Source organism: Streptomyces cyaneus (assembly GCF_004028635.1).
GTDB lineage: Bacteria > Actinomycetota > Actinomycetes > Streptomycetales > Streptomycetaceae > Streptomyces > Streptomyces cyaneus.
Map to the genome: position 1 here is coordinate 97,056 of NZ_RQJW01000009.1, position 13,061 is coordinate 110,116.

Here is a 13,061-nt window from a genome sequence, read left to right on the forward strand (position 1 = left end):
GCGTAGCGTCGGCTGCGCGTGTCTCCCTCACCCCGCGGCCACCGCCCTCCACACGCGAGGGGCGGCCCGCCCGCCACCCGACCACGACCCCTCGACGACGGCGCTCCGCGCCGGCAATGACCACTTGCACACCCACCAGGACCGGCGAACCACGTGAGCTCCTCTTTCTCCACCAGGCGCCTGCCGCACCCCCAGGTGCGACAGGGGACCCGTGGCGCTTACCGGCTGGTGCGTACCCCTGTCGTTCAGGCGGCTCCCCCTCTTCTGGACGCCGCACAGCGCGCCGTGGTTGACCACGCGACCGGCCCATTGCTCGTTCTCGCAGGTCCGGGCACCGGCAAGACCACCACGCTCGTCGAGTCGGTGGCGTCCCGCATCGCCCGCGGCGGGGACCCCGAGCGCATTCTGGTGCTGACGTTCAGCCGCAAGGCCGCCGTCGAACTGCGCGACCGTATGGCGCTGCGCATAGGAGCGGCACGCGCGCCTCAGGCGACCACGTTCCACTCGTTCTGCTACGCCCTGGTCCGTGCCCACCAGGACAGCGACCTGTTCGTGGAGCCGCTGCGGCTGCTGTCCGGCCCCGAGCAGGACGTGACCGTACGGGAGCTGCTCGCGGGCCAGCCGGACCTTGAGCGGCTCGGACTCGCGCATGTGCGCTGGCCGGACGAACTGCGCGCCTGCCTGACCACCCGCGGCTTCGCCGACGAGGTCCGCGCCGTCCTCGCCCGCAGCCGCGAACTGGGCCTCGGCCCCGACGCCCTGGACGCCTTCGCCCGCCGCATCGGCCGCCCCGACTGGCGCGCCGCGGCCTCCTTCCTCGCCGAGTACCTCGACGTGCTCGACATGCAGGGCGTGCTCGACTACGCCGAACTGGTCCACCGCGCGGTGCTCCTCGCCCGCCGTCCCGAGGCCGCCCAACGGCTCGCCGCGCAGTACGACGCCGTGTACGTCGACGAGTACCAGGACACCGATCCGGCCCAGGTACGGCTGCTGCACGCCCTCGCCGGCGGCGGCCGCACCCTCGTCGCCTTCGGCGACCCCGACCAGTCGATCTACGCCTTCCGGGGCGCCGACGTGAACGGCATCCTGGAGTTCCCGCACGCCTTCCCGCGCGCGGACGGCCGCCCCGCCCCCGTCGAGGTCCTGCGCACCTCCCGCCGCTCCGGCGCCGCCCTGCTGACCGCGACCCGCCTGCTCACCCAGCGCATGCCGCTCACCCGGCTACCGGCGGAGAAGGTACGCGCCCACCGCGAGCTCGCTCCTGTCCGCGAGGGCGGCCGCGTCGAGGTCTTCACGTACCCGACGCCCGGCACCGAGCTGGACAACATCGCCGACATCCTGCGCAGGGCGCACCTGGAGGACGGCGTGCCCTGGGGCGAGATGGCCGTCCTGGTGCGTGCGGGGTCGCGAACGATCCCGACGGTGCGCCGGGCGCTCACTGCCGCCGGAGTGCCCTTGGACATCGACGGCGACGACCTGCCACTGCGGCACGAGCCGGCGGTGGCACCGCTGCTGACAGCGCTGCGGGCAGTGGCCACGGCGGAGGCGCAGCCTGCGCGGGGCGGCGGTGACGTACGTGCCGGGGACGCGGCCGAAGCTGACGTACGTGCCGAGGGAGGGGCCGAAGCCGAGTACGACGCCTTGGCCGACCGGCCCGAACCGGAGGGCGATGCCTCGGCCGGCCGGCCCGACGCCGGTGCCTCCTGGCTCGACACCGAGACCGCCCTCACCCTGCTCGCCTCCCCCCTCGCCGGCATGGACGCCGCCGACCTGCGCCGTCTCGGGCGGGCCCTGCGCGACGAGGAGCGGGCCGCGGGCAACCCCTTGCCGCCGCCCTCGGACGAGTTGCTCGCCCGGGCGCTGGCCGAGCCGGAGCGGCTGGCGGTGCACGACCCCACGTACGCGCGTGGCGCCCAGCGGCTCGGCGCGCTGCTCGGCAAGGCCCGTGCGCGCCTCGCGGGCGGCGGTACGGCCGAGGAGGCGCTGTGGGACCTGTGGGAGGGCACGCCGTGGCCCACGCGTCTGGAGCGGACCGCCCGCCGCGGCGGCGCGGCCGGACGCAACGCCGACCGTGACCTCGACGCCGTATGCGCACTGTTCGCGACCGCGGCCCGCGCGGAGGAGCGCACCGGCGGCCGGGGCACCCTGAACTTCCTGGCGGAGATCGAGGCCGAGGACATCGCCGCCGACACCCTCACGCGGCGTGCCGTACGCCCCGATGCCGTGCGCCTGATGACCGCGCACCGCTCCAAGGGGCTGGAATGGCGCCTGGTCGTCGTCGCGGGCGTCCAGGAGGGCCTGTGGCCGGACCTGCGCCGCCGCGGCTCCCTCCTGGAAGCCGACCGCATCGGCCGCGACGGGCTCGCCGAACCGCTCACCCCAGGGGCGCTGCTGGCGGAGGAACGCCGCCTGTTCTACGTCGCCGCCACACGCGCGCGTGAACGCCTCGTCGTCACGGCGGTGAAGGCCCCGGCCGACGACGGCGACCAGCCCTCCCGCTTCCTGACCGAACTCGGCGTCGAGCCGAGGGACGTGACGGGCCGCCCGCGCCGCCCACTGGCCGTCGCCGCGCTCGTCGCCGAACTCCGGGCGACGACGGTCGACCCGCACGCGTCGGACACCCTCAGGGAGGCCGCCGCCCGCCGACTGGCCCGGCTCGCCGCGCTCGCCGACGAGGAGGGCCGCCCGCTGGTGCCGTCCGCGCACCCCTACCGCTGGTGGGGCATGTTCGAGCCGACCGAGTCCAAGGTGCCGCTGCGCAACCGCGACCAGCCCGTCGTGCTGTCCGGAAGCGCCCTCGACCAGCTCGCCAACACCTGCGCCCTGCAGTGGTTCCTGGGCCGCGAGGTGAAGGCCGACGCACCCGCGACCGCCGCCCAGGGCTTCGGCAACGTGGTGCACGTCCTCGCCGACGAGGTCGCCTCCGGACACACCCCGGCCGACCTCGCCGTCCTCATGGAGCGCCTCGACTCCGTGTGGAACGCGCTGGCCTTCGACGCGCCGTGGAAGTCGGCGCAGGAGAAGGACAACGCGCGCGTGGCGCTCGAACGCTTCCTGAAGTGGCATGTGATGGACCGCGCGGGGCGTACGCCAGTGGCGAGCGAGCACGACTTCGACGTCACCCTCGAAGCGGGCGACGTCGAGGTCCGCATCCGCGGCCAGATGGACCGCGTCGAGGCCGACGGCGAAGGACGGGCCTACGTCGTCGACTTCAAGACAGGCAAACAGGCACCCAGCGCCGCCGAGGTGGCCCGCCACCCACAGCTCGCCGTCTACCAGCTCGCCGTCCGCGAGGGCGCCGTCGACGAGGCCTTCGACGGAGTACGCCCCGAGCCGGGCGGCGCCGAACTCGTCCAGCTGCGTCAGGGCGCCGCCAAGCGGGACGGCGGCGAGACGCTGCCCAAGGTGCAGGGGCAGGAGGCCCTGGACGGCGGCCCCGAGGGGGAGTGGGTCGGCGATCTGTTGGCCACGGCGGCGGGCAAGGTCCTCGACGAGCGATTCACACCCACATCCGGACAACACTGCACGCACTGCGCGTTCCGGGCATCGTGCAGTGCGCGGCCCGAAGGGCGGCACGTGGTCGAGTAACGCATCGTCAGTAAGTGGAGTGATCGATCGCACCTCCCGTGCTGACCTGCGGTTCTCCCGACCCGAGGGCAGATCCGGCATCCACTGTCAGTGCCCGCGGCTAGCCTCTCTGAGGTGTCCGCCCGTATCACCGATCCCGATCAGCTCAAGGAGCTCCTCGGTATCCCGTTCACCCCGGAGCAGACGGCCTGCATCATCGCGCCGCCGGCCCCGCAGGTGATCGTTGCCGGAGCCGGATCGGGCAAGACCACGGTGATGGCGGCGCGCGTGGTGTGGCTGGTCGGCACCGGTCAGGTCGCCCCCGAGCAGGTCCTCGGCCTGACCTTCACCAACAAGGCGGCCGGCGAGCTCGCCGAGCGCGTCCGCAAGGCGCTCGTCAAGGCCGGCGTCACCGACCCCGACGTCATCGACCCGGACAACCCGCCGGGCGAGCCGCTGATCTCGACGTACCACGCCTTCGCGGGCCGCCTGCTGACCGACCACGGCCTGCGCATCGGCCTGGAACCGACGTCCCGTCTGCTCGCCGACGCCACCCGCTACCAGCTCGCCGCACGCGTGCTGCGCGAGTCCCCGGGCCCGTACCCGGCCCTCACCCGCTCCTTCGCCGACCTGGTCAGCGACTTGCTCACCCTGGACGCCGAGCTCGCCGAGCACCTCGTCCGGCCCGAGGCCCTGCGCGCGTACGACGCCGAGCTGCTGCTCACCCTCCAAGGCGCCAAGCTCACCAACGCCGATCTGCGCAAGGTCCCCGAGACGGCCGCCGCGCGCCGCGAACTCGCCGAGCTGGTGGTCCGCTACCGCGCCGCCAAGAGGGAGCGCGATCTGCTCGACTTCGGCGATCAGATCGCCATGTCGGCGCAGCTCGCCCGGATCCCCGAGGTGGGTCGCATCCTGCGCGACGAGTTCCGCGTGGTCCTCCTCGACGAGTACCAGGACACGTCCGTCGCCCAACGCGTCCTTCTGGCGGGCCTGTTCGGGGGCGGTACCGGCCATCCGGTGACCGCCGTCGGCGACCCCTGCCAGGCGATCTACGGCTGGCGCGGTGCCTCCGTCGCCAACCTCGACGACTTCCCCGAGCACTTCGCCCACACCGACGGCCGCCCCGCCGCCCGCCAGGCGCTCAGCGAGAACCGCCGCAGCGGCGGCCGCCTCCTCGACCTCGCCAACGGCCTCGCGGAACCCCTGCGCGCCATGCACGCGGGCGTGGAGGCCCTGCGCCCCGCCCCCGGAGCCGAGCGCGACGGCACCGTCCGCTGTGCGCTGCTGCCCACCCACGCCGAGGAGCTGGACTGGCTCGCCGACTCCATCGCCCATCTCGTGAACACAGGGACGGCGCCCGGCGAGATCGCCGTTCTGTGCCGTACGGCGACCGACTTCGCCGAGATCCAGGGCGCGCTCGTCGCCCGGGACGTCCCCGTCGAGGTCGTCGGCCTGTCCGGGCTGCTCCACCTGCCCGAGGTCGCCGACCTGGTCGCCGTCTGCGAAGTCCTCCAGGACCCCGGCGCCAACGCCTCCCTGGTCCGCCTCCTCACCGGCCCGCGCTGGCGCATCGGCCCGCGCGACCTCGCCCTGCTGGGGCGCCGCGCACGGCTGCTGGTGTCCCACGCGCGCGTGAACGGCGACGAGGACCCAGACCGACGGCTCGCCGAGGCCGTCGAGGGGGTCGACCCCGCCGAGGTGATCTCGCTCGCGGACGCCCTCGACACGTTCCTGGAGACGCCGCTCGACGGCGACGGGGACGACGACGGCCTGCCCTTCTCACCGGACGCGCGCGTGCGCTTCGCCCGCCTGGCCACCGAACTGCGCGACCTGCGCCGCTCCCTGTCCGACCCGCTGATGGACGTCCTGCACCGCGTCCTCGCCGTCACCGGCCTGGAGGTCGAACTCTCGGCCTCCCCGCACGCCCTGGCCGCCCGCCGCCGCGAGACCCTGTCCAACTTCCTCGACATCGCCGCCTCGTTCGCGGCCGGCGACAATCAGGCGACCCTGCTCGCCTTCCTCGCCTTCCTGCGCACCGCCGCCCAGTACGAGAAGGGCCTCGACAACGCCCTCCCCGGCGGCGAGAACACCGTCAAGGTGCTCACCGCACACAAGTCCAAGGGGCTGGAGTGGGACGTCGTCGCCGTCCCCGGCCTGGTCACCGGCACCTTCCCCAGCACCCAGGGCCGCGAGAAGTGGACCGCCCAGGGCAAGGTGCTCCCGCACGAACTGCGCGGCGACGCCGACACGCTCCCCGACGTCGCCTCCTGGGACTCCCGCGGCCTGAAGGCCTTCCACGAGGCCATGAAGGACCACCAGCACACCGAGGAACTCCGCCTCGGCTACGTCACCTTCACCCGCCCCCGCTCCCTGCTCCTCGGCTCCGGCCACTGGTGGGGCCCCAGCCAGAAGAAGCCCCGCGGCCCCTCCGACTTCCTGCAGGCCCTCTACGACCACTGCGTGGCCGGTTACGGCGAGATCGAGGAGTGGGCCGACGAGCCGGCCGAGGACGAGGAGAACCCGGCCCTGCACCGGGAGACCGCCGACCAGGTCTGGCCCCTGCCCCTCGACGAGACGGCCCTGGCGCGACGCCGAGCGGCCGCCGAGACGGTCCTGGCCCACCTGGAGAGCCTGACCTCCCACGAGGTCGGCCACCCCGCCGCGACGCACGACGCGGACACTTACGACGATCCGGACTGGCCTGCACCACCGGACGAGGCACTGCCCTCGGAGGACTTCCCCGAGGACCCCTTCATCGAAGAGGACCCTTTCCTGCAGGAGGACCCCGAGGACCCCGAAGACTGGGAATCCTGGACCACGGACCGCCCGACCGTCCCGCACCAGGCGCAACCGCCGGAGCCCTCCACCGAACCACCCGCACGCCCCCACCCCACGGAACCGGACCCTCCCACTCCGGAGAACCCCTTCACCCCTGAGGGCCCCGTCACCCCGGAGGAGGCCCGCACCATCGCCTCCTGGGACCGCGACCTCGACGCGCTCACCGGGGAGCTCCTGCGTGCCCGCGCGAGCGTCACCGACGTACCCCTGCCCGCGTCACTGACCGCGTCCCAGCTGCTGCGGCTGGCCGCCGACCCGGGCGGGTTCGCGCAGGAACTCGCGCGCCCCATGCCGCGCCCTCCACAACCCGCCGCACGCCGAGGCACCCGATTCCATGCCTGGGTCGAAGCCCGCTTCGAAGAGCTGACGTTGCCCATGCTGGAGCCGGAGGACCTGCCGGGCAGTGAGGCGGAGATCGCCGACGAGCGCGACCTGGAGGCCCTCAAGGACGCCTTCGAGCGCACCGAGTACGCGCACCGCACGCCGTACCGGGTCGAGGCCCCATTCCAGCTCGCGATCGCCGGCCGCGTCGTACGGGGCCGTATCGACGCCGTCTACAAGGACGGCGACGGTGACGGGGCGACGTACGAGATCGTCGACTGGAAGACCAACCGCACCCGCACCGCCGATCCGCTCCAGCTCGCTCTGTACCGGCTCGCGTGGGCCGAGCAGCAGGGCGTGCCCCTGGAGTCGGTCAACGCCGCGTTCCTGTACGTCCGCAGCGGAGAGGTCGTACGCCCGGAGGATCTGCCGGACCGGACCGCGCTGGAGCGGCTGCTGACTCAGGAGCCGGTCGCGGAGGCGGAGTGTGAGGAACCGCCCACCGAGGATGTCGGTGCGGGCCGATAGGCTCGTGACCATGAGCCATCCCGTTGACAGTGACGTCAGCGCCGTCCGTACGTACATCGAGCAGCACCGCGCCGCCTTCCTCGACGATCTCGCCGAGTGGCTGCGCATCCCGTCCGTGTCGGCCCAGCCCGACCGTGCTCCCGATGTACGCCGCAGCGCCGACTGGCTCGCCGCCAAGCTGAGGGAGACCGGCTTTCCGACCGCCGAGGTCTGGCCGACGTCGGGTGCGCCCGCCGTGTTCGCCGAGTGGCCCTCCGACGACCCCGAGGCACCGACGGTCCTCGTCTACGGCCACCACGACGTGCAGCCCGCCGCCCGTGAGGACGGCTGGGACAGCGAGCCGTTCGAGCCCGTCGTGCGCGAAGGACGCCTCTACGCGCGCGGGGCGGCCGACGACAAGGGCCAGGTGTTCTTCCACACACTCGGCGTCCGCGCCCACCTCGCCACCACCGGCCGCACCAGCCCGGCCGTGAACCTGAAGCTGCTGATCGAGGGCGAGGAGGAGTCCGGCTCCCCACACTTCCGCGCCCTTGTCGAGGAGCAGGCCGAGCGGCTCGCGGCCGACGCCGTGATCGTGTCCGACACCGGCATGTGGTCCGAGGACACCCCCACCGTGTGCACCGGCATGCGCGGCCTGGCCGAGTGCGAGATCCGGCTGCACGGCCCGGACCAGGACATCCACTCCGGTTCCTTCGGCGGCGCCGTCCCCAACCCGGCGACCGCGGCCGCCCGCCTGGTCGCCGCCCTGCACGACCAGCACGCGCGTGTGGCGATCCCCGGCTTCTACGACGGCATCGTCGAACTGACCGACCGCGAGCGCGAGCTCTTCGCGGAGCTGCCCTTCGACGAGCAGCAGTGGCTGCGCACCGCCAAGTCGTACGCCACCAACGGCGAGGCCGGCCACACCACCCTGGAGCGCATCTGGGCCCGCCCCACCGCCGAGGTCAACGGCATCGGCGGCGGCTACCAGGGCCCCGGCAGCAAGACGATCATCCCGTCCTCCGCCATGGTGAAGCTCTCCTTCCGGCTGGTCGCGGGACAGGACCCCGACCACATCGAGAAGGCCGTCCGCGCCTGGGCCGACGCTCAGGTGCCGGCCGGGATCCGCTGCGAGATCACGTTCAGCGGGGCCACGCGCCCGTGCCTGACACCGTTGGACCACCCGGCCCTGCAGTCCGTCGTACGCGCCATGGGCCGCGCCTTCGAGGGGCCTGTTCGCTTCACGCGCGAAGGCGGCTCGGGACCGGCGGCCGACCTCCAGGACGTCCTCGGCGCACCCGTGCTCTTCCTGGGCATCTCCGTCCCCTCCGACGGCTGGCACGCCCCGAACGAGAAGGTCGAGCTCGACCTGCTTCTCAAGGGCGTCGAGACCACCGCCCATCTGTGGAGCGACCTGGCCGCGAACTGGCGCCATGTGCCCTGAGCCACCGGGGCCGTCCGGAGGGGCGTCGCGCGCGGGGCACACTGGAGGCGCCGCCCCGCACCGCCGAGCCCAGCCGCACCAGGTCGCCTCCTGTCCTACGTCCCGCCGATCCGCCCGCCGAAGTACACCGTTTCACTGGGGGAGTTGGAAGCACCCGTGACCACTTGGACCGACCACACCGCCGACCGACCCATCTCGCTCACCGCCCCGAGCGGCATCGACCGCGCCGCCCACCACCGGCTCGACGAGGCCTGGCTCGCGGCAGCGTGGAGCCACCCCACGACGCGCTGCTTCGTGGTCTCCGGCGGCCAGGTCCTCATCGACGAGACGGCGGACGGGCGCACCGAACTCGTCATGACCCCCTCGTTCGAGGCACCCCTCACCGAGGCGCACCGCTACTTCCTCGGCATCGACGAGGACGGCGTCAGCTACTTCGCCCTCCAGAAGGACGCGCTGCCCGGCCGTATCGACCAGTCCGCGCGCCCGGCCGGCCTGCGCGAGGCGGGCCTGCTGCTGTCGCCGCGTGAGGCGGGCCTGATGGTGCACGCCGTCGGCCTGGAGAACTGGCAGCGCACCCACCGCTTCTGCTCCCGCTGCGGCGAGCGCACCGTGATCGCCGCGGCCGGCCACATCCGCCGCTGCCCCGCCTGCGGCGCCGAGCACTACCCGCGCACCGACCCCGCCGTGATCATGGCCGTCACCGACGAGGACGACCGCATCCTCCTCGGCCGCCAGGTCCACTGGCCCGAGGGCCGCTTCTCGACACTCGCCGGCTTCGTCGAGCCCGGCGAATCCATCGAGCAGGCGGTGCGCCGCGAGGTCTTCGAGGAGGCCGGTGTCACCGTCGGCCAGGTCGAGTACGTCGCCAGCCAGCCGTGGCCCTTCCCATCCAGCCTCATGCTGGGCTTCATGGCCCGCGCCACCACCACCGAGGTCAATGTCGACGGCGACGAGATCCACGAGGCCCGCTGGTTCTCCCGCGAGGAACTGCGCGCCGCCTTCGACTCGGGCGAGGTCATGCCGCCGTACGGCATCTCGATCGCGGCCCGCCTGATCGAGCTCTGGTACGGCAAGCCGCTACCGACGCGCAGCGTCTGAGCACAAAGGAAGAGGGTGGCCGCCCGCCTCGGGTGGCCACCCTCTCCCTTTTGCGTCGATCACATCCTTTTGCGTCGATCACACGCCGATCTTCCGCTTCAGACGCCGATCTTCTGCTTCACCTGAGCCAGCGACGGGTTCGTCAGCGTCGACCCGTCCGCGAAGAGGACGGTCGGGACCGTCTGATTTCCGCCATTCGCCTTCTCGACGAACGCCGCGGACTCGGGGTCCTGCTCGATGTTGATCTCGGTGTACGCGATGCCCTCGCGCTCCAGCTGCTTCTTCAGCCGCTGGCAGTAGCCGCACCATGTGGTGCTGTACATCGTCACAGTGCCCTGCATGTCTCGCGCGCTCCTTGGGTGGCTCGGGGGAACAGGTCGTCCGATGAGGGAACGTACGCGACCGGGGCGCCATTCCCGCCCGGGGTATGCCCGACCACGTGACGCCTGCCGCATTAGTACGACTATCAGGGCCTGCCTGTGGACAACCGGCACAGCCGTCTCCGGCGACCTGGCAGCATGGCCGTGTGACAGCAGCAACGCACTCCACCCTCTTCCCGCAGGTACCGGACTCGGCCGACGCGGTGCTCGAAGGGCTCGACCCCGAGCAGCGCGAGGTGGCCACCGCCCTGCACGGTCCGGTGTGCGTGCTCGCGGGCGCCGGCACGGGCAAGACCCGAGCCATCACTCACCGCATCGCCTACGGGGTGCGCTCCGGCATCCTCCAGCCGTCCAGCGTGCTCGCCGTCACCTTCACCAACCGCGCCGCGGGAGAGATGCGCGGCCGGCTGCGCCAGCTCGGCGCCGCCGGAGTTCAGGCCCGTACATTCCACTCGGCCGCCCTGCGGCAGCTCCAGTACTTCTGGCCGAAAGCGGTCGGTGGCTCCCTGCCCAGGCTCGTCGACCGCAAGATCCAGCTCGTCGCCGACGCGGCCGCCGCCTGTCGCATCCGCCTCGACCGGAACGAGCTGCGGGACGTCACCGCCGAGATCGAGTGGTCCAAGGTCACCCAGACCGTCCCCACCGACTATCCGCCCGCCGCCGCGAAGGCGGGCCGCGAAGCCCCCCGCGACCCGGCCGAGATCGCCCAGATCTACAACGTCTACGAGGACCTCAAGCGAGACCGCTCGGTCATCGACTTCGAGGACGTCCTGCTGCTCACCGTCGGCATCCTCCAGGACCGGCACGACATCGCCGACCAGGTCCGCTCCCAGTACCAGCATTTCGTGGTCGACGAATATCAGGACGTCAGCCCGCTCCAGCAGCGCCTGCTGGAGCTGTGGCTCGGCGAGCGGGACAACCTGTGCGTGGTCGGCGACGCCAGCCAGACGATCTACTCGTTCACAGGAGCAACTCCCGACCATCTGCTCGACTTCCGCACCCGCCACCCCGGTGCCACCGTCGTCAAGCTGGTCCGCGACTACCGCTCCACCCCCCAGGTGGTCCATCTCGCCAACGGCCTGCTCGCCCAGGCCCGCGGCCGCGCCGCCGACCACCGGCTGGAGCTGATCTCCCAGCGCAGCCCCGGCCCCGAGCCCGTCTACGCCGAGTACACGGACGAACCCGCCGAGGCAGAGGGCGCCGCCCGACGCATCCGGGAACTCATGGACTCCGGCATCCCGGCCGGCGAGATCGCCATCCTGTTCCGTACGAACGCGCAGTCCGAGACGTACGAGCAGGCCCTCGCCGACGCGGGCGTTCCCTACCAGCTGCGGGGCGCCGAGCGATTCTTCGACCGCCCCGAGGTGCGCAAGGCGGGCATCGCCCTGCGAGGCGCGGCCCGCTTCGGGGGCAACGACTCGCTCCTCGACGACGCCGTCGACCTGCCCTCGCAGGTGCGTGCCGTGCTGTCGGGGGAGGGCTGGACGACCGAGCCCCCGGCCGGCTCCGGCGCCGTCAGAGAGCGCTGGGAGTCCCTGGCCGCCCTGGTGAACCTCGCCCAGGACTTCGCCGCGGCCAAACCCGGAGCCACCCTCGCCGACCTGGTCGCCGAGCTCGACGAACGGGCGAACGCCCAGCACCCCCCGACCGTCCAGGGCGTGACCCTCGCCTCCCTGCACTCGGCCAAGGGCCTGGAGTGGGACGTCGTCTTCCTGGTCGGTGTCGCCGAGGGCATGATGCCGATCACCTACGCAAAGACCGACGAGCAGATCGAGGAGGAACGCCGCCTCCTCTACGTCGGCGTCACCCGCGCCCGGCAGCACCTCCATGTCTCCTGGGCGCTCAGCCGGGCCCCCGGCAGCCGGCCCAACCGTCGCCCCAGCCGCTTCCTGGACGGACTGCGCCCCGGTTCGACCGCCACCACCGGACGCACAGGCGTCGGCGGCGGCCCTGGAGGCGTCGAGCGCGGGTTCACCAGCAGACCGGATGTCACCCCGAGGCGGACCCAGCGCACTCCGGCCCGCTGCCGCGTCTGCGGGCGCACGCTCACCGACGCCGGTGAGATGAAGCTGATGCGCTGCGAGGACTGCCCCTCCGACATGGACGAGGGCCTCTATGAACGTCTGCGCGAGTGGCGCGCGGTCCAGGCCAAGCTCAGCGGGCAGCCGGACTTCTGCGTCTTCACGGACAGGACCCTGATGGCCATCGCCGAAGCGGAGCCAACCAGTCCGGTTGAACTGTCCCGCATCTCCGGTGTCCTCAAGCGCAAGCTCGAGCGCTACGGAGCCGATGTTCTGGCCATCTGTGCAGGTCAAGAGGTTGGGGAGGGCGTCGGCGGGGAATGACACGAACTCGTCGAAAAAATAGTTTGCGCATGCCCCAGCAATCCCCATAGGTTCTTAGCCACGGGAACGGAGGCCTTCTCGGAGGCCCCAATTCCGTGTTCTACTTGCATACCCGTCGGACTGGTTCACCCCAGTCCCCTTAGACGCCGAGAGGAGGCGAGTCCAGTGATCAGCATCAACACCAGCTCCATCAGCATCGTGAAAATGACCGATCGCTCGGTCGCCTCCCTGTGCATGCTCGGCGCCTCCAACCAGGGCACCGGTCTGTCCGGCATTCGTGCCGCGCGTCCGGCGTCCGCCCTGTCTCTCGCGGGTCTCCCTGTCCGCGAGGGCAATGAGCGACCGACCAAGGCACTGGAAGCGGCAGTAGTGGCACAGGCCAAGGCCTATGCCTTTACGGCGACCGGTGCCGGATTCCGGAAGCAGACGACGCAGCACCACCAGATGTGGGCCTTCCGTGGGCCAGAACCCTGGAGTGATCCAGCCTGATTGTCGATCAGGCCGGCGCCTTCAGGGCCGCGGAACCCCATCCGGGATCCGCGGCCCTTCTGTTTGTCCTCC

The 13,061-nt window shown here is 72.1% G+C and carries 7 protein-coding genes; 6 read left to right on the top strand and 1 reads right to left on the bottom strand.

Annotated features, from left to right (window positions below):
• Positions 1 to 153 precede the first annotated feature (153 nt).
• The 4 genes from EHO50_RS30825 (at position 154) to nudC (ending at position 9,775) form a co-directional block, all read left to right on the top strand.
• A complete protein-coding gene (locus tag EHO50_RS30825) occupies positions 154 to 3,588 on the top strand; it encodes an ATP-dependent helicase (protein WP_128434516.1) in 3,435 nt (1,144 codons plus the stop codon).
• 114 nt (positions 3,589 to 3,702) lie between these two features.
• A complete protein-coding gene (locus EHO50_RS30830) occupies positions 3,703 to 7,254 on the top strand; it encodes an ATP-dependent helicase (protein WP_128434517.1) in 3,552 nt (1,183 codons plus the stop codon).
• 10 nt (positions 7,255 to 7,264) lie between these two features.
• On the top strand, positions 7,265 to 8,677 hold the full coding sequence (locus EHO50_RS30835) for a dipeptidase (protein ID WP_128434518.1): 1,413 nt from the start codon (positions 7,265 to 7,267) through the stop codon (positions 8,675 to 8,677).
• Positions 8,678 to 8,833: 156 nt separating this feature from the next.
• Complete coding sequence (nudC, locus tag EHO50_RS30840; RefSeq protein WP_164904986.1) at positions 8,834 to 9,775, top strand: NAD(+) diphosphatase; 942 nt, start codon at positions 8,834 to 8,836, stop codon at positions 9,773 to 9,775.
• A gap of 98 nt (positions 9,776 to 9,873) precedes the next feature.
• Here nudC and EHO50_RS30845 read toward each other — a convergent pair whose 3' ends face one another.
• Complete coding sequence (locus EHO50_RS30845; protein WP_128434519.1) at positions 9,874 to 10,116, bottom strand: mycoredoxin; 243 nt, start codon at positions 10,114 to 10,116, stop codon at positions 9,874 to 9,876.
• Positions 10,117 to 10,202: 86 nt separating this feature from the next.
• Between EHO50_RS30845 and EHO50_RS30850 the strand changes: the two genes are divergently transcribed.
• Both EHO50_RS30850 and EHO50_RS30855 read left to right on the top strand, forming a co-directional pair.
• Positions 10,203 to 12,500: a UvrD-helicase domain-containing protein gene (locus EHO50_RS30850; protein ID WP_128434520.1), complete on the top strand. Its 2,298-nt coding sequence runs from the start codon at positions 10,203 to 10,205 to the stop codon at positions 12,498 to 12,500.
• 165 nt (positions 12,501 to 12,665) lie between these two features.
• Positions 12,666 to 12,989: a hypothetical protein gene (locus EHO50_RS30855; RefSeq protein WP_164904987.1), complete on the top strand. Its 324-nt coding sequence runs from the start codon at positions 12,666 to 12,668 to the stop codon at positions 12,987 to 12,989.
• Positions 12,990 to 13,061: the final 72 nt, after the last annotated feature.